At 35.5% G+C, this 19,264-nt stretch carries 14 protein-coding genes; 9 read left to right on the top strand and 5 right to left on the bottom strand.

Translation table 11 applies throughout. The annotated features are described in order from the left end of the window. Positions 1–68: 68 nt before the first annotated feature. The 3 genes from ACFQ13_RS04560 to ACFQ13_RS04550 all read right to left on the bottom strand — a co-directional run bounded on the left by ACFQ13_RS04560 (position 69) and on the right by ACFQ13_RS04550 (position 4,646). Positions 69–1,322, bottom strand: a complete 1,254-nt coding sequence (locus tag ACFQ13_RS04560) for a T9SS type A sorting domain-containing protein (protein ID WP_386114545.1) — start codon at positions 1,320–1,322, stop codon at positions 69–71. 89 nt (positions 1,323–1,411) lie between these two features. Next, positions 1,412–2,494 (bottom strand): HmuY family protein, encoded by a 1,083-nt coding sequence (locus tag ACFQ13_RS04555; RefSeq protein ID WP_386114542.1) that lies wholly within the window; start codon positions 2,492–2,494, stop codon positions 1,412–1,414. Positions 2,495–2,507: 13 nt separating this feature from the next. Further along, complete coding sequence (locus ACFQ13_RS04550) at positions 2,508–4,646, bottom strand: TonB-dependent receptor plug domain-containing protein (RefSeq protein ID WP_386114539.1); 2,139 nt, start codon at positions 4,644–4,646, stop codon at positions 2,508–2,510. Positions 4,647–4,744: 98 nt separating this feature from the next. Between ACFQ13_RS04550 and ACFQ13_RS04545 the strand changes: the two genes are divergently transcribed. The 9 genes from ACFQ13_RS04545 to guaB all read left to right on the top strand — a co-directional run bounded on the left by ACFQ13_RS04545 (position 4,745) and on the right by guaB (position 17,831). Further along, positions 4,745–5,650: a DUF6607 family protein gene (locus ACFQ13_RS04545; protein WP_386114536.1), complete on the top strand. Its 906-nt coding sequence runs from the start codon at positions 4,745–4,747 to the stop codon at positions 5,648–5,650. Positions 5,651–5,673: 23 nt separating this feature from the next. After that, complete coding sequence (locus ACFQ13_RS04540) at positions 5,674–7,161, top strand: ankyrin repeat domain-containing protein (RefSeq protein WP_386114533.1); 1,488 nt, start codon at positions 5,674–5,676, stop codon at positions 7,159–7,161. 13 nt (positions 7,162–7,174) lie between these two features. Further along, positions 7,175–7,663: a DUF2271 domain-containing protein gene (locus tag ACFQ13_RS04535; protein ID WP_386114530.1), complete on the top strand. Its 489-nt coding sequence runs from the start codon at positions 7,175–7,177 to the stop codon at positions 7,661–7,663. An 8-nt stretch (positions 7,664–7,671) separates the two neighbouring features. Continuing rightward, the gene (locus tag ACFQ13_RS04530) at positions 7,672–9,867 is read left to right on the top strand and encodes a PepSY domain-containing protein (protein WP_386114527.1); all 2,196 of its coding nucleotides are present in this window, start codon (positions 7,672–7,674) and stop codon (positions 9,865–9,867) included. Between the two features lie 201 nt (positions 9,868–10,068). After that, positions 10,069–11,271, top strand: coding sequence for a DUF4856 domain-containing protein (locus ACFQ13_RS04525; RefSeq protein WP_386114524.1), 1,203 nt, complete (start codon positions 10,069–10,071; stop codon positions 11,269–11,271). Between the two features lie 87 nt (positions 11,272–11,358). Continuing rightward, positions 11,359–12,471 (top strand): imelysin family protein, encoded by a 1,113-nt coding sequence (locus tag ACFQ13_RS04520; RefSeq protein WP_386114522.1) that lies wholly within the window; start codon positions 11,359–11,361, stop codon positions 12,469–12,471. A 59-nt stretch (positions 12,472–12,530) separates the two neighbouring features. Continuing rightward, a complete protein-coding gene (locus tag ACFQ13_RS04515) occupies positions 12,531–13,895 on the top strand; it encodes an HTTM domain-containing protein (RefSeq protein ID WP_386114519.1) in 1,365 nt (454 codons plus the stop codon). Then, a complete protein-coding gene (locus ACFQ13_RS04510) occupies positions 13,876–16,302 on the top strand; it encodes a TonB-dependent receptor domain-containing protein (RefSeq protein ID WP_386114516.1) in 2,427 nt (808 codons plus the stop codon). The genes ACFQ13_RS04515 and ACFQ13_RS04510 overlap by 20 nt, the downstream gene beginning before the upstream one ends. Before the next feature lie 56 nt (positions 16,303–16,358). Next, positions 16,359–17,831, top strand: coding sequence for an IMP dehydrogenase (gene guaB / locus ACFQ13_RS04505; protein WP_386114513.1), 1,473 nt, complete (start codon positions 16,359–16,361; stop codon positions 17,829–17,831). A gap of 75 nt (positions 17,832–17,906) precedes the next feature. Here the strand turns inward: guaB and ACFQ13_RS04500 are convergent, their stop codons facing one another. Together ACFQ13_RS04500 and ACFQ13_RS04495 are read right to left on the bottom strand one after the other, a co-directional pair. After that, positions 17,907–18,683, bottom strand: a complete 777-nt coding sequence (locus ACFQ13_RS04500) for a thioredoxin family protein (RefSeq protein WP_386114510.1) — start codon at positions 18,681–18,683, stop codon at positions 17,907–17,909. 8 nt (positions 18,684–18,691) lie between these two features. Further along, positions 18,692–19,228, bottom strand: coding sequence for a TlpA family protein disulfide reductase (locus ACFQ13_RS04495; RefSeq protein ID WP_386114508.1), 537 nt, complete (start codon positions 19,226–19,228; stop codon positions 18,692–18,694). Positions 19,229–19,264: the final 36 nt, after the last annotated feature.

Raw genomic sequence — 19,264 nt, 5'->3', positions numbered from 1 at the left:
TTGGTTTTTTGAAAAAAAGAGAAGAGTTTGAATTAACTCTTCTCGATTTTATGATGAGATTATAGAAATTACTTTAAAATTAGTTTTTTAGTTACAGTGTTATTTCCAGAAGTAAATTGTAAAACATAAATACCACTAGTTAATGAAGATAAATCAAGTGATTTATTATAAAATCCTGAGTTAGAATTTAAGTTCGTTTGATATACTTTTTGACCTGTAGTAGAGAAAATAGCGACCTCATTGTTATGAGAAGATAACGTATTTACATCATAAACTAAATTTACTTTTTTGTCTGTTGTAGGATTAGGATATATTCCGAAAGCCACAGAATTATTAACATCTTCGATGCTTAAAGCGTTCGTTACATTTTCAAAACCAAAAGAAAGGTTTCCTGTACTGCTTCCTTCAAAGGCTGTAAAATACAATCTGTAAATAGTATCGTCTGCATATTTTATGTAGTAAGCCTGATTAGAGCTTACATCGTAAGCCCAAGCGTCATTTAATGTTTTCCAATCGTAACCGATAGTATTGATGTCTTCAGAATAAGTTAATGTTGGGTTAGCTTGCATACCACTTTGTTCATCGTTTTGTGCCACGGTAATTGCATCACTATGTAAAACCCCTGTTACGGGGTAGAAAAAACTTCCATCACCAAAATAATCGGTTGCATATTTAGTGAATACAAAATCCCAATCTGAAATAGCAGGTTCAGCCACAACTTCTTCATTATTTTGTAAAGAATAATAATTGAATTTGTTATTTGGATTGTTTGAATTTGAGAGTGTTACCGTTTGGTCTTCGCTCCAAGTTGACGTTTCTGCATTCCAAGTGGCATACTTAAAGGTGTAACCGGCTGCATAACTTTCATTAATGAATTTTCTATAAGTTCCGTCTGCATATTTTAAAACAAATACAATACTGCCTTCTACACCATGGGTAATAGGATTATATTCTCCAAATCCATAGGTTGCTGAGCCTTGCTCAAAAGCCCCGTTACTCCATGACGTTTCACTGTTATAAAGAGCAGTCCAATTTGCTTCGTTAGCGACATCAATAGTGTTATAACTTGCTGCCGTATTAGCGGCTTCAAAGACTTCAATACCAATACCACTGTTTACGCGCATTCCAAAATTGTAAGCACTTGTTCTTAAAAAAGCGATATCCCAAGAGTTTGCTGTGAATGCGCTTGCTGTTGCTGTACTTAATTTATAATACACCTGATCTGTGTAACTCGGTTGCATAGATAGGTTAACGATGGTTTCTTGTGCAAATGCTGTAGCACTAAGACATAGCAGGGTTAAAAATTGTAAAATTGTTTTCATAAGTTTCTTATTTATAATGATTCTAAGGTTTGAAATGAGTTGTAAAAAAAGAGCAGCGAACTACTCTTTTTTTATAGTTGTGAATACGTCTACTGTAATAAGCTGTACACAAATTTAGGATGACCACGTTCGCCATCATCACTATACATGGCTAAAAATTGCATTTTATAATAGTTGCCAGCGCTATCTTTAACGATATAGAAAACGTTGTCTATTAAGGCAGGTGAGCTACTTGGACCTCCACCAACTCTCCAAGAACTACCAATGTTGCGTTGGTCAGTATCAAAAGCTATGGATAGGGCATCGGTTAAAGTAAAATCCTCATAAGTGTAAGCCTCCGTTTCGGTATCAATTTTATAAGAAACAGCACCGCCTTTGGTATTGGTCACCACAAAATCTGAATAGCCATAAGAGCCATAACCTTCAATTTCATTCGTAAAAACGGTGAAGTTTAAGTCCCAATTTGTTTTTATCGGTTCTACACTAACTTCAGATTCGGTATTAAAACTAAAGAAGGTGAAATTGTAAGCGCTGTCTTTTGAAATTGTAATGTCTTGATGTGTACTGGCATCTAAGTCGGCATACTGAAGCACATAGTCATCTCCATCTCGTAGAATTCTTATTTTTTTCCAACCTCTTGCATCACCTGCCACAGCGACGCTTCCGGTAGGAGCAGCCTCGGTACCGACTTCATAACCTAAATTCACTAAATACACAGGGTTTTCATCAGCCACAGATGAAACTGTTTCAATAGCCGTTTCTGTAATTTGACCGTAAGGCGCGTCAATAAATTCCATATTATCAGCATCAAACGTCCCAATGGCAACAAGAGGTTGTAATTCTTGGACTTCTGCAGTTGAAGAATTTACCGCATCAATATCCGTAGTCGATAATGCTGAAGTGGCCATATAAATAGAGCCGTTGATGCCCACTCTAAATTCATCACCAGAATAAAAACCTAAATCCCAAGAATCGCGTTGTACAGCAATTGAGGTATCTGTGCTTAAGTCTATATACACTTGGTTTTCTTCATTAGATCCACCAACTTCTGGCGTTACTGTTGCACCTTCTATAACAACAGAAATTGGTCCTGAAATTGTATCATCGCTACTACAGCTATTCAATGCCATAATACCAAAGCATAAGGCAACTTTTAAATATTTGTTTATCATAATTATTAAGGGTTTAAAAATTTAAATTATATAAGAGTTTAAGATAAAATGAACGACCGTAGCCTAGTAAAAGGGAGTTGTTACTTGTGCTATGTGTCCCTCCTGTGGTGCTGCTGCTAACATTAACATTGGTCACATCAAAAAGGTTACGAGCACCAAGGGTGGCCTCAATTTTACGGTCTAAAAACGATTTTTTTACGGATGCATCTACCCAACTATAAGCCTCAGTTTTGGCTAATGAAAAGGTTGAATTTCCTTCGGAATCTGTTCCTGTAGCGTAATATTGCTCTTGGGCACCATTGTATTTTAACAGGAGGGTAAAAGCCGTCTCTATGGGTTTAACAAAGTAGGACGCGCTAGTGTTTAATTGAAGGTTGTAAAGAAACTTGTCATTACTATTAGCTTCACTATTATTTATTCTGGAAATCCCTTGAACAGTAGCACCTAAATTGAATGAAAGATCTTCCATTTTTAAGGTGTTTTCTAAGGTGAAACCAATCAGTTTATACGTGTCAATATTGATATATTGGTATTGTAAAGGAGTTGCATTTACAACGGCAAGATCTATTTTGTCTGAAACATCTAAATAGCTTATTTTTAAATTGTTGATGAGCGATAGGTTGTTAATCCAGCTTCGTTTTTTTAAATTTAAAAATGCCGAGTAACCATTTTCGGGTTTTAAATCTTCATTACCTTGTACATCATGATTAGAGTCAACAAAATAATAATAGAGTTCTTCAAAATTAGGAACGCGGTATGATGTGCCGAGGTTTCCACGCAGCTCAAAACCGTTCGCCATTAAATAACGCGCGCTTAATGAGCCTAAAAATTTAGAATAGAAAAGCGTATTGTATTCATAGCGTATACCCGGACGTAAAGACATTTTTTGAGATAACTTAAGCTCAGAAGTCCCAAAGACCGCAACATTGGTCTGCGTATTGGTTTTGTCTTGTTGGGTGATGCTGCCCGAAGCTTGCGTATCAAACCCTTCCATATAACGCGCTTCATAACCCAATTGAAAGTTAGAAGCGTCACGTTTAAATATATTATTGAGGGTTCCCTTAGAAAATAAAACCTTACTCGATTGGTAAGTTTCATCGGATTCATTACTGCGTTCTCGACTTAAAATATAATAGTTAAATTCGTTTAAATCGCGCTGTTGTTGTTGGTACGAGAGCGCTACATTATAATTTGCACCAGAGTTTAGCTGGCCGTCTATATTTAAGTTATTTACAAACCTATTCGTGGTGTATATTTTATCGGTAGCAGAAGGATTACTCGTTTGGTTTTCGGTGTCTATATTCGCTCTTACCGAAGCATCGTAAAAATTAATACGCTCATTAAAATATTCAAATTTATAAACCAGTCTAAAATTGTTGCCTTTATAGTTGAGTAGGGCATTGCTGGTTAATTGTTCTTTAGGTAACCATTCATAACCTCTAAGACCATCGTTTTGATAATAATTTTCGCCTTGCTTTTGATTTAAGAAACCTGCAAAATCGTTACGATTGACGCCTATTTTCGCCATCCATTTTTCATTTATATTATGCGCAATGTTTATAGATTGTATATGTCGGCCTTGGTCAAACCAAGTATATTCATCGCTAACGGTTTCTTCTTGTATATAGGCTTGTATACGCCAATCATGGTCAATAGATGTTTTAGTGATAATATTAATGACTCCAGAAACGGCATTAGCCCCATATTCTACACCCATAGCACCTTCAACAATTTCGATACGTTCTATATTATCGAGATTAATTTGAGTTAAATCTATATTATTCCCAACCCCATTATCACTAACCATAGGGATGTTATCAATAAGAATATTGAAATATTCGGAGTCCAAACCAAAAAATGAAATGGTAGATCGTCCGGTTTGAACGTTAGGGATAATATTAAGATTGAGGTTGAAATTTAATACATCAGCCAAATTGTTTGCGGCAACTTGCTCAATTTGTTTACGGTTGATAACAATGACGTTATGTACTGATTTTTTTATAGACGTCGGATTTATTTGTCCTGTTACAATAACTTCATCTAGGGAGGAATTGCGTATGCTATCTGTAGGAAAGCCCTTCTCTTGAGCAAAAGACCATGAAAAGAAAATAATTGAAAAATAAATAGATATTTTATTTTTATTTAGACTCATTCTTGATAAATTTGTCGCAAATATAGAATCTTATTTTAATTCATTCTAAATAAGAATAGTTTTTTTAATTTTTTTTTAAACCTAATAACTCAAAATAAATGATGAAGAGATTTATCCTAGTTTTATCCTTAGTGGTCGCCCTAAACTTCGGTGCTCATGCTCAACAAAAGAAAACCCAAGATCAAGAGGCCATAAAAGAAATGTGTGGTTGTTTTGAAGTGACTTTTAATTTTACGGAGACCTTCAACTATAGTCAAGATTCGCTTTATAGACCTTCAGAAACTAAAATAGATAGAGGCTTAGAGTGGGCTCAGTTGGTAGAGGATGATTCAAATAAAATATCTATTCAGCATTTATTGCAAGTAGGCAATCCGGCTGAACCAATGATTATAAAGCATTGGAGACAGGATTGGTTGTTTGAAAATCAAGATTTTTATATATACAATGGTGATAATAATTGGACCTATGAGAAAAAATCTAAAGACGACGTAAAAGGCCAATGGACACAAAAAGTGTATCAAGTAGATGATAGTCCACGTTATGAAGGCTCAGGATCTTGGGTTCACGTAGATGGAAAAAATTATTGGGAAAATACAACCACAGCACCATTGCCAAGACGTGAATATACTAAACGTAGTGATTATAATATAACATTAAGAGGTAACCGTCACGAAATTACTAACTTTGGTTGGGTTCATGACCAAGACAATGAAAAAGTAATTCGTGTAGCTGGTTCTGATGATGTAATTTTAGCAAAAGAAAAAGGTTACAATACCTATAAGAGAGTTGATGATAGTAGATGTCAAGCTTCAAAAGATTGGTGGAAAGAACACGAAGCAAAATGGAAATTGGTGAGATCTAAATGGAATGATGTATATGGAAGAGATAAAGATCTAACGTTAGAAGAAAAAGTAGATAATAAAGTGTTATACAAATACTTATTTGATGATGAAATTATTGCAGAAAAAGAAATTAATAGTATTATTGAATCTTTTGTAAAATAAGACGAAAATAAACCCCTATAAATATGAAAATTTTAAAACCCCTAATTATAGTGCTTGTATTAGTATTGGCGCTTCCAACTCACGCTCAAAAGAAGAAAGAGAATATCCTTTTAAATCGTGATTTTTGGGGGACACAACCTAGTGTCGCGTTAGTAGAAGCGAAAATTAAGGAAGGGAATAATCCTTCCGAAGCGAATAAAGGAAACTTCGATCCTGTAGTGTATGCCATTTTACAAGATGCACCTACAGCAACAATTAATTATTTATTGACGCAAAAAGGAAATGACGTTAATAAATTGACTCATGATGGTAGAACCTACCTCTTTTGGGCAGCGTATAAAGGAAATTCAACAATTGTTGAGCAACTTTTAAAACTCGGCGCAAAAACCGATTTAACGGATGACAAAGGGAGTACTGTTATCCATTTTGCTGCTAGTGCAGGTCAGCAAAACATTGAAGTCTATGAGCTTATATTAAAGGAAAATTCAGAGTTAGTACATGAAACCAACCCACATGGTGCTAATGCATTGTTATTAGCGGCACCAAGTGATCCCGACTTTAAACTGACTTCATATTTTCTCTCTAAAGGCTTATCTATTAAAAGCACGGATAATGATGGAAATGGAATTTTTAATTATGCCGTTAAAAAAGGGCAGTTAGATTTACTGAAAATGCTTGTAGATAAAGGTTTAACAGGAACTGATCAGGCCTTTATTATGGCGGCTAATGGCGCTAGAGGAACCACTAATGGTGTTGAGGTCTATACGTTTTTAGAGTCAGTAGGCTTAAATCCTAAGGTTACTAATAAAGAAGGTATTTCTCCATTACATATTGTTGCAGCGAGAGGTAAAGATTTAAAAGTTATAGAATACTTAATGGCTAAAGGTTTAGATGTGAGTACTCCAGACCATAAAGGGAATACTGCATTTATGAATGCCGCAGGGAACAATAATGTAGAGCTTGTAAAAACACTAGCACAGCATTTAAACGCCGTTAACAATACCAATAAAAAAGGACAGTCGGCTTTAACTTTAGCAGTAGCAGCCAATTCTCCAGAAGTTGTAGCATACTTAATTGACAAAGGATTTAAAACGGACATCGTAGATGTTGATGGGAATAACTTAGTGGCTTACGCCATTGGGTCTTATTCGGCGCGTAACAAAGCGGCTTTTTCTAAAAAATTAGAGATCTTAAAATCGAATGGTGCAGATGTAACGGCTGTACAAAAGAACGGAAACACTTGGTTCCATTTAGCCGTTGAACAAAATAGTCTTGATTTATTAAAACTTGCCGTAGACATGAACCAAGATATTAATGCTAAAAATAGTGAAGGCAATACCGCTTTACATATTGCAGCACTAAAAGCTAAAGACACAACCATTCTTAAGTTTTTAGTAGATCAAGGCGCAAAGAAAAACCTTGTCACTGATTTTGAAGAAACAGCTTACGATTTAGCTAAAGAAAATGAATTGCTTAGCGACCGTAACATCTCTATTGAATTTTTAAAGTAATATAATTACAACCATGAAAAACACAAAAGCATTAGTTTTAATTTTAACGCTTACCTTAGGCTTAGTCTCATTCCGTCCGTTTAAAGACGTTACGAAGTATAAGTGTATGATTCAAATGACCAACTACACCGGTGAAGGTGCTTATATTGTAATTTCGCTTTTAAATCCTGAAGGCGAATATGTAGAAACCTTAAACGTTATTGGTGATGATGATGAGTGGTATAACACTGTTGAGTCTTGGTGGGATTTTTACGGAAAAAAACGAAATAATATCGATGCCATTACCGGAGCAACCGTAAGTGGTGGGGAGCGTACCATTAATGTTATTGAAATTGATAACGATAAATTAGACAAAGGGTACAAGCTGCGTTTTGAATCTGCTGTTGAAGATCAAGAATATTACGAAAGTGATGTGGAGCTAGAACTTACCTCTGCAAACGTAAAAAGTAAAGTAGAAGGTAAAGGCTTTATCCGTTACATCCGTATGATGCCTCAAAAATAAGATTGCAAATGACTCTTTCTATTTGGAGATTTAGCCATCTTATCTTGGCTATTGTGTCTTCTCTTTTTATTCTTTTAGCCTCTATAACAGGAACGATTTTGGCCTTCGAGCCTTTGTCTAACCAGTTACAGTCCTACCAGATTAATGAGAATACCACTTTAGCAACCACAATAGAAAGTCTTAATAAACGCTACGATGAAATTATGACCATCTCCACGGATGAGAATAATTTTGTTGTAGCTTCTGTAATTACTTCGGAAGGAGATAACGCCACCTTTTATATCAATCCCGAAACGGGTGAGAAGTTAGGCGAACTCATAGAAAAAGCGCCACTCTTTAGGTTTACCACAAACTTACACCGCTCCTTATTTTTAAAATCAACCGGACGCTTTATTGTCGGATTGGTTTCTTTTTTCCTTATTTTAATGGCCATTACGGGCGTACTCTTAATTGCCAAACGGCAGGGCGGAATGCTTCGTTTTTTCTCAAAGGTCGTCAATGAAAATTTTCAGCAGTATTACCATGTTCAGTTAGGACGATGGTTTTTAATTCCTGTGATTATAGTAGCGCTCACTGGTGTTTATTTATCCTTAGAAAAGTTTTCTCTTTTACCAGAATCAAAAATTACACATACCTATCCTGAAGATATCCCTGAGGCTATAGCTAAAATAGCATTTTCAGATTTCGAGCTTTTTAAGTCTATACCTATTTCAGAAGTTAAAAATTTAGAATTTCCTTTTTCAGAAGATGTTGAGGACTATTTCTATCTCACGTTAAAGGATAAAGAACTTTTAGTAAATCAAGTCTCTGGAGAGGTGGTGAGTGAACAAACATATCCTATCGTTCACCGTTTATCGCAATGGAGTTTATGGTTGCATACAGGGCAAGGGACCATCGTTTGGGCGCTGGTTTTAGCCTTAGTAGGGATAGCCTTAATTTTCTTTATTTATTCAGGATTTGCCATGACCTTAAAACGTCAAAAATCAAGTGTTAAAATCAAGAATTCATTTAAAAAGGATGAGGCGGAACATATTATTCTCGTAGGTTCTGAAACCGGAAGTACTTATAAATATGCTGCTAGTTTCTACGAGGCATTGTTAGCGGAAGGGAAAAGTGCTTATATTTCAGCTTTAAATACTTACACCACCTATAAAAAAGCTAAAGAACTAACGGTATTTACAGCAACCTATGGAGAAGGGGAAGCGCCGATAAATGCGAATAAGTTTGAAAAACGTCTAGCCAGTACAAGTCAAAATAATACCATGGCCTTTTCAGTAGTAGGTTTTGGGTCGCTATTATATCCTGATTACTGTAAGTATGCTGAAGATCTCGATCAACTCTTGCAAGTCCACCCAAATTTTAATCAGAAAATGGGCTTGGTTAAAATTCATAATCAAAGTTATGAAGCCTTCTATAATTGGGTCTTAGCGTGGAATAATAGCTCTGGAGAACAACTTCAGATTGTTCAACCTATAGAAAAAATTGATCCTAAAACAACGCGACGTTTTAGCGTGGTAAAACGGACAGCGCTTAATGAAGATGCGACCTTCTTATTGCAGTTGCGACCTTTAAAACGGATTGCTTTTCAATCGGGAGATTTGCTGGCTTTTAAACCTAATAAAGACGAAGCGGCTAGAGAATATTCAATTGCTAAAATTGCTAATGGCGATATTTTACTGAGTATTAAAAAACACGATCAAGGATTGTGCTCTACCTATTTTAGTGGTTTAACCAAGGGGGATACGTTTACGGCCACAATAAAAAGCAATGCAGACTTTCACTTGCCAAAATCTAAAGCTGCTATTTTAATTGCCAATGGTACAGGTATTGCACCGTTTTTAGGAATGATTAATAGCAACAAAAAACAAAGAAACATACATCTATTTTGGGGCGGACGCACTAAAAGCTCCTTAGACTTGTATGCTGAGGTGTTGCAAAATGCCCTCAACACGCGTAAATTAACGCAGCTGTTTACGGCATTTTCTCAAGAGCAGTCTCATAAAATCTATGTGCAAGATGTCTTGCTTCAACAATCAGATTTGGTGGCCGCTCACCTAAAAAATAAGGGAACAGTAATGATTTGTGGTTCTGTTGCCATGCAAACGCGGGTGTTAGCGGTCTTAGATGAAATTACCACGTCGCAATTAAACGAGCCCTTAAGTACTTTTGAAGCGCGGTCACAAATTAAAATGGACTGCTATTAATTTCTTATTACTGTTAAAATCTAAACGCCGTATCTAAGGGGATAAGTGTGGTTTACTGTTGTTCTTCAAATGGTATAGAAACATTCTTTAATTTTTTATTTAAAATTAATCTAAATAAAGTGCATCGAATTAATTTTTGTCTTATTTTCGCGTGAAATTATTTATACCAAGTCTTAATAAGAATAATATAATAGTAAAAAAATGAAAAAAATTGCCTTAAGTTTATTTACAATAGCAGCAGTATTAACATCATGTTCTAGTGATGATGATAATGGGGCTTCAGGAGCACAAGTCAATACACCTGTAACTTATGAGTTTTCAAGAGACGGAAATTCTACGGTAAGTTTTAGTGGTCAAACCACAAGGATTGCAATGGGTGAGGAATTTGTAACAGCACTTAAAGATAATGCCTATTCAGAAGCTCAATTAGATGCTATGTTTGCGCACGTTGAAGGAGCCAATGATTTTCTAGATTCAGATTTAAATGCTTCAGATAAAAGTCTTAGAAGTAAAGTGGCGGCTTCTCAAGATTATTTCTCGGCAAACACTACCGATGCGAATGCTATAAAATCACAATTTGACGCTTGGATTTCAGATCAAGCAACAAATGTATTTTCAAATTGGGATAATACAGCAAGTGCAGGAAATGCAGGACAATTACAACAAGCTGGTGGCGGAACGGTAAGATATATTAACGCTAAAGGTTTTGAACTTAATCAATTTGTTGCAAAAGGTTTAATAGGAAGTTTAATGACAGATCAAATTCTTAATAATTATTTAAGTCCTGCGGTTTTAGATGAAGCTTCTAATATTTCTAATAATGATAATGATATCGTTGAAGAAGGAAAATCTTATACAACGATGGAGCATAAATGGGATGAAGCATTTGGCTATTTATATGGTGCGGAAGCTGATGCGACTATGCCAACTTTAGATGCAGATTCATTTTTAAGCGAATATATGGATAGAGTAGAGGCGGATGAAGATTTTGCTGGGATTGCTGAAACGGTTTATGATGCTTTTAAATTGGGTAGAGCTGCAATTGTGGCGAAAAATTATACCGTGAGAGATGCACAAGCTGAAATCATAAAAGAAAATATTTCTAAAGTTTTAGCCGTTAGAGGTGTTTATTATTTACAAAGAGGAAAAGAAGTCTTAGCAGAAGGCGATATGGCAAGCGCATTCCACCAATTATCTGAAGGTTTTGGATTTGTGTACAGTCTTCAATTTACACGTCAACCTGGTACAAACAGTCCTTATTTTAGCAAGTCAGAGGTTGATGCATTTATGGCACAGATCTCTGCAGGTAACGGATTTTGGGATATAACTCCAGAGACTTTAGATGCTATTTCTACTGCAATTGCAGATCGTTTCGACTTTACCGTTGCGCAAACTATTAACTAAGAAATACGCCAAAAACTTCAAAGTATAAACCTCCTTTTATTAGGACGTTTATACTTCGTTGTTTTTACAATTGAAAAAATAATAACTATGTTAAAGAAAGCTTTTTTAATCTTCACAATCACTGCACTAGCCGTGGCATGTAGCTCTTCAGATGAGAGTTCAGGAGGTGTAACCGATAATTTTGACAGAACCGCGATGTTAACCAATTGGGCGGATAATATTATAGTTCCGGTTTATGAAGATTTAAATATAGCAGTGACCAATATGGTAACTGAAAAAGATAATTTTGTAAATGCACCTACTCAAGCCAATCTAGATTCATTTAGGACAGCTTGGTATAATGCCTATAAAATATGGCAATCTGCTGAAATGTTTAATATCGGTAGAGCGGAAGAGATTAATTTTGGGTACCAGATGAATATCTATCCTACAAATATTACAGATATTCAAAATAATATTCAATCTCAGAATTATGATTTAGCTAATGTTAATAATAATGACGCAGTTGGTTTTCCTGCTTTAGACTATATGTTATATGGTTTGGCGGATAACGATATGGATATATTAAACTTTTATACATCAAATGCAGATGCGGCTAAATATTTGGCTTATGTTTCAGATTTAGTAAATCAAATGGAATCGCTAACGCAAGATGTTACGCAAAGTTGGGCAACCTACAGTCAGACGTTTATTGATAATGCCAATAATACGGCTACAGGATCTATTAATAAACTGATTAACGATTTTATGTTTTATTACGAAAAAGGATTAAGAGCCAATAAAATTGGGATTCCTGCAGGTAATTTCTCTACAACGCCGTTGCCAGATAAAGTAGAAGCTTATTATAGAAGTGATATTTCAAAAACGCTAGCAACAGAAGCATTAACTGCTGTGAGAGATTTTTTTAATGGAAAACATTATAACAGTTCTACCACAGGAGAAAGTTTGTCCTCTTATTTAGACTATCTAAATACCATAAAAAATGGGGAAGACTTAAGTGTACTTATAAATAATCAGTTTGATACCGCACAATCTAAAATTAATACCTTAGATGATAGTTTTGCAGATCAGATTGCTATGGATAACACTAAAATGACCGAAGCTTATGATGCTTTGCAAATGGCAGTGGTTTTACTTAAGGTTGATATGTTACAAGCCTTAAATGTAAGTGTCGATTATGTTGATGCTGATGGGGACTAGAATTAAAAAATTAAATTCAAAAAGGATTCTTATTCAATAAGAATCCTTTTTTTTGCATTATGCTAATTAAACTTACATCCTATTTCAATAAACAAACCCATCCTGCACCGTTGGCGGTGTTCAGAATAGGTTTTGGTCTTATGATGTTGGCAAGCATTATTAGGTTTTGGTCTTATGGTTGGATTGAAAAACTGTACTTAGAACCTCAATTTCACTTTTCGTATTATGGTTTCGAATGGGTAAAACCTATCGGCAATTATACATACCTTCTATTTGTAATATGCGGTTTATCGGCACTCTTTGTGGCCTTAGGATTAAAATATCGCATCGCCATTATCACGTTCTTTATAAGTTTTACCTATATCGAATTTATGGATAAAACCACATACCTCAATCACTACTATTTTATAAGTATATTGAGTTTTTTAATGTGTTTCTTACCCGCCAATGCGTACTTCTCTTTAGACGCTATAATTAGAAAAAAGCAATACCATCAAATTCCAAAATGGACTATTAATAGCATAAAACTGTTATTAGGGATCGTTTATGTCTATGCCGGTTTGGCCAAAATAAATAGTGATTGGTTGTGTAAAGCTATGCCTTTAAAAATATGGTTGCCTTCCAAATATGATTTGCCTTTTATTGGCGAAAATGTGATGCAACAAGAATGGTTTCATATGGCCATGAGTTGGTCTGGAATGTTATATGATCTAACCATTCCCTTTTTTATGCTTTTTAAGCGCACACGAGGTTTTGCTTTTGCATTAATTGTGTTTTTCCATGTCTTTACAAGAGTGTTGTTTCCTATAGGCATGTTTCCTTATGTCATGATTGTCGCAACTCTAATTTTTTTCGATGCCGATGTACATGAGCGTATTTTAAATGGATTCCGAAAATTATGCAACGTTTTAAAGCTAAAAGCCTCTACAATTGAAATTTCGAATTATAAATTTCAAAATCAAAAGATAATTTTGCCAATTTTAGGTTTATTTTTTACGATTCAATTACTTTTGCCGTTTCGTTATTTGTTGTATCCTAACGAATTATTTTGGACCGAAGAAGGCTATCGGTTTTCTTGGCGCGTTATGTTAATGGAAAAAGCAGGGTATACAGAATTTAAAGTGGTTGATGCAGCATCGGGACATTCATTTTCTGTAAATAATTCAGATTTTTTAACACCGTTTCAAGAGAAACAAATGAGCACACAGCCCGATTTTATTCTAGAGTATGCCAAATATTTAGAACAACATTTTGCAGCACAAGGGCATAAAAATATTGAAATTTACGTCGATAGTTTTGTGGCTCTAAACGGTCGCTCTAGTGAACGCTACATTGACCCCAAAGTGGATTTGCTAAAACAAACGGAATCATTTAAACCCAAAAATTGGATTTTACCATTTAAAGATGACATTAAAGGACTTTAGTACATTTATAATAATTGTTTTGTCTGCATTTGCACTTAATGCACAACAAAAGGTATCTGGTATTATTACCAATCGGGAAACACAAGAACCGGTAAAAAATGTAGAGGTTTATGATAAAGTTTCTGGGTTGTTGGCAAAGTCCGATGCCAATGGCTATTATCAATTCACAACCCAAAAGCAAACCTTGAATTTGGTGTATTTTTCTTATGAATTCAAAATACTAGAAATTACAATCACCGTTGAAAATGATGTTGTTTTAAATCAACAATTAGAGACCATTGGCGAAGCTTTAACAGTCGTTGAAATTACAGCACGAAGATCTAAAGTTTTTAACTTAAGTAGATTAAAGGATGTTGAAGAAACCGCCATTTATGCCGGAAAGAAAACTGAGGTGGTTTTAGTAGAAGAATCTATGGCCAATTTGGCCACAAATAATGCGAGGCAACTTTATAGCCAAGTGGCAGGTTTAAATATTTATCAGAATGATGATGCCGGATTACAACTTAATATCGGTGGTAGAGGTTTAGACCCTAATAGAACCGCAAATTTTAACACGAGGCAAAATGGTTATGATATTAGCGCAGACGTTCTAGGATATCCTGAAAGTTATTATTCGCCAGCTTCAGAAGGATTAAAACAAATACAAGTGATCCGTGGAGCGGCATCTTTACAATATGGAACGCAGTTTGGAGGACTTATTAATTTTGTAATGAAAGACCCCAATCCCAACAAACCATTAGAGGTCATTACTAGGAATACTTTAGGAAGTTTTGGCTTGTACACTAATTTTACCAGCCTTAGTGGGACGAGCAATAAATGGAGTTATTATACCTTTTTCAATTATAAAAAAGGCGATGGGTTTAGGCCAAATTCAGAGTTCGAATCTAAAAACATATACGCTCATATTGGTTATCAATTTAATAAAAATACGTCAGTTACAGCAGAACTTACATATTTAGATTATTTAGCACAACAAGCCGGTGGTTTAACTGATACCATGTTTAATGAAGACCCTTACCAAAGTAATAGAGCTCGAAATTGGTTTGAAGTAGATTGGTTGCTCTACAATTTTAAATTAGCACATCAGTTTTCAGAAGCGACTAATTTTACGTTTAATTTTTTCGGGTTGAATGCTTCAAGAAATGCATTAGGCTTTAGAACCAATCGTGTGGATCAGGTAGATCCGAATACAGAGCGCGATTTAATAAAAGGAGATTTCAATAATTATGGTTTTGAAGCGCGATTATTAAGCAAGTATCAAATATTTAATAAAGACGCCACCTTCTTAATCGGTTCTAAATTTTACAAGGCCAATAACAGTCAACAACAAGGGCCAGGTTCCGATGGAATAGGTCCCGATTTTAATATCAGAACCGATGAATTTCCCAACTATTCAGATCAATCCGATTTTGATTTTCCAAATCTAAATGTTGCAGTCTTTGGTGAAAATATCTTCTATCTGAATGATAAATTTTCTGTGACACCTGGATTTAGATTCGAATATATAAAAACACAAAGTGAAGGGGCTTATAAACGTATCAATACAGATGCGGCAGGCAATGTTATTTTTGAAGAGACGGTAGAAGATAATCGTGATTTTGAACGCAATTTTGTGTTATTAGGCTTAGGTTTAAGTTATAAACCCACTACAAATTTAGAAGCTTACGCTAATATTTCGCAAAACTATCGTTCTGTTACTTTTTCAGATATAAATATTGTAAATCCTGCTTTTGCCATTAATCCTGATATTACGGATGAAGATGGGTTTACGGTAGATTTTGGTTTAAGAGGAAATTATAATAATATCGTATCCTATGATGTTGGGGCCTTCGCCTTATTTTACAATAATAGAATAGGTTTTGTTCAAAAAGCACAGGAAGACGGAAGCGTTGTTAGTGAACGTGGTAATATTGGAGATGCCGTAATGTATGGTGTAGAATCTTTATTTGATTTTAATTTGAAGAAAATCTTAAAACTGAATACCGATTTCAGTTTCAATTATTACATCAATACTTCCTTTATTTCTTCAGAATATACCAAGTCTGAACAACCCGGAATTGAAGGTAATAAGGTAGAATTTGTACCCGATTTAAATTTAAAAACAGGCTTAAAATTCGGTTATAAAAACCTTATGGCTAATATGCAATACACGTATTTAGGAAGGCAATTTACAGACGCTACCAATTCGGTTGCATCCAATTTAAGTGGCGTTATTGGTGAAATTCCAGAATACGATATTTTAGACCTTTCAATTTCCTATCGCTATAAAATGTTCAAATTAGAAACAGGGATTAATAATGTATTGGATAAGGCTTACTTTACAAGACGCGCTACAGGTTATCCAGGTCCTGGTATCATACCATCTGCGCCGCGCAATTGGTTTACAACATTAGAAGTTACGTTTTAGTAACACTAGTTTGGAAATATTAGCTTATCTTTGCACGCAATTAAATCTTAATTGCAATGACAGCACACGAAAATAAAATTGTTGGAGAAGGTCTTACTTATGATGACGTACTCTTAGTTCCAGCATTTTCCGAAATTCTTCCTCGCGAAGTTAGTATTACAACTAAATTTACTAGAAATATAACCATTAACATTCCTGTGATTTCTGCAGCTATGGATACGGTTACCGAAAGTAAAATGGCTATTGCCATGGCACAGGAAGGTGGAATTGGTGTGTTACATAAAAATATGACCATTGCTCAGCAAGCCGATAAGGTGCGTCGTGTAAAACGTGCTGAAAGCGGAATGATTATAGATCCTGTTACGTTACCAATGACGGCTACGGTTTTAGATGCTAAGGCAAATATGGCAGAGCACGGTATTGGAGGTATTCCTATTGTAGATGAAGAAGGGAAATTAAAAGGGATTGTAACCAATAGAGATTTACGTTTTGAACATGAAGGGAGCAAAGCCATTGTAGAGGTAATGACCAAAGAAAATTTGGTTACCGCTGCCGTTGGAACGTCACTAAAAGATGCAGAACACATTCTTCAACAGAATAAAATTGAAAAACTTTTAATTGTAGACGATAACTTTAAACTTAAAGGCCTCATTACCTTTAGAGATATTACTAAAGTAACGCAAAAACCAAATGCTAATAAAGATTCTTTTGGTCGCTTACGTGTAGCTGCGGCTATCGGTGTTACGGGTGATGCTGTAGATAGAGCTTCTGCTTTAGTAAAAGCAGGTGTTGATGCGGTTATTATTGATACCGCTCATGGTCATACCAAAGGTGTGGTTATGGTTTTAAAAGAAATCAAAAAGAAATTCCCACAGCTTGAAGTCATTGTAGGAAACATTGCAACAGGAGCTGCGGCTAAATATTTAGTGGAAGCGGGAGCAGATGCTGTAAAAGTAGGAATTGGTCCAGGTTCTATCTGTACAACACGTGTCGTGGCTGGTGTAGGTTTTCCTCAGTTCTCTGCCGTATTAGAAGTTGCTGCAGCGATTAAAGGAACTGGTGTTCCGGTGATTGCAGATGGTGGTATTCGTTATACAGGAGATATTCCTAAAGCGATTGCTGCCGGTGCTGATACCGTGATGTTAGGATCACTTTTAGCAGGTACAAAAGAGAGTCCTGGTGAAACCATTATCTATGAAGGACGTAAGTTTAAATCTTACCGTGGAATGGGCTCTGTAGAGGCTATGAAACAAGGAAGTAAAGACCGTTACTTCCAAGATGTGGAAGATGATATTAAAAAATTAGTTCCAGAAGGAATTGTTGGTCGTGTACCTTATAAAGGTGAATTGGTAGAAAGTATTCACCAATTTATCGGTGGACTTAGAGCAGGTATGGGATATTGCGGAGCCAAAGATATTGAGACGTTGAAAGAAAACGGACAATTTGTAAAAATTACAAGTTCTGGTATTAATGAAAGTCATCCGCATGATGTAACCATTACCAAGGAAGCACCAAACTATTCAAGATAGAGAGACTTAGAAATCTTAATATAAAAAAAACAGCATCAATAAGATGCTGTTTTTTTTGTGCTTAATTTGAATGTTTTAAGCCTTGTTTGGCTTTACAGGGCAACCAATAGCTTTAGTGAAATTAGGACTTGGTAATTCGCCTTTATCCAGCGCTGCAATGGCATCTTTAACGTAGTTTACCTTTACATCTTCTGGTGATTTAGCGTTGTCATCTATAGTACCAATGTACTGCACTTTGCGTTCCGCGTCTAGTAAAAATACGTGTGGAGTTCTAACAGCACCATACTGAGGGTATATACTTTGCTTATCGTCTACTAAGTAAGGAAATGTAAATCCTTTTTCTTCAGATCGTTTCTGCATAGCTTCAAAACTTTCTTTCTCGCTGGCTGGACTATTTGGGTTAATAGCAATAACAGGATAGCCTTTTGGAGCATACTCGTTGTTTAACGCAATTAAACGGTCTTCATATAATTTTGAAAATGGACATTCATTACACGTAAAAGTAACAATATAGCCTTTTGCATTTTCAAAACTAGCTAAAGAAACCATTTCGCCATCTACATTTTTTAGGTTGAAATCCGTAGCAACATCACCAATTTTATACCCGCCAATTTCTTCTAAGGTCTTAGTTTGTTCTGGACTACCGCCTCTTGGAGGTCCTTTTCTATCGCCGCCGTGATGCGGTGGGCCTTTACGGTCTCCATCGTGTGGGCGTGGTGGACGTTCTCCTCGTGGCTCACTTTGTTGATTTTCAGCAGAAGGTGCTCCTTGTTTGTTTTCTTCATTTTTACAAGAGACGAGTACACTTGCAGATAAGCCAATGATGGCCATTAAGACACTGATTTTTTTCATAGTTGTTTTTAATTAAGGTTTTGGATTTGTGTTTCTATGTCATTTATACTTTCAAAAGAACGTTCAAAGTATAAGCGTTTATCTTTATTAAATAGTATGGTATAAGGAATGGCACCCGTCCAATTAGGGTTGATCTGATCAATCCACGAGTTGGCATCAGGATCATCAAGCAAAACTACTTTAGCGTTTATGTTTTTGTCTTCTAAAAAAGGTTTCAACTTTGTGTCTATATCCTTTGGGAAATCTAAGCTGACTAAAATGACTTCAACATCGGGGTGCTTTTCAGCAAAAGCTTCAATATAGGGCAGTTCCTTAACACAAGGGGCACACCACATGGCCCAGAAATTGACAAGATAGGTTTTATCGGTATCGGTATAAAGTAGGGGTTCAAATGTTTTAAAATCATATACCGGAATAGCCGCGTTGACTTCGCTAGTCGCAGTATTAGCTGTTGTGTTAGATTTTGAATTGCTGCAATTGGTAGTGAAAATAAATAGGACAACGATAGCGTATAGCTGTATTTTGCGGGGTAAAGAAAATGGCATATTGAAATAATATATTTTGTCTATTGTACTAAGACT

This window comes from Winogradskyella rapida, assembly GCF_042675845.1.
GTDB classification, from domain to species: Bacteria; Bacteroidota; Bacteroidia; order Flavobacteriales; family Flavobacteriaceae; genus Winogradskyella; species Winogradskyella rapida.
The sequence above is the reverse complement of the archived record's forward strand: the minus strand, read 5'-3'. Positions and strand labels throughout refer to the sequence as shown.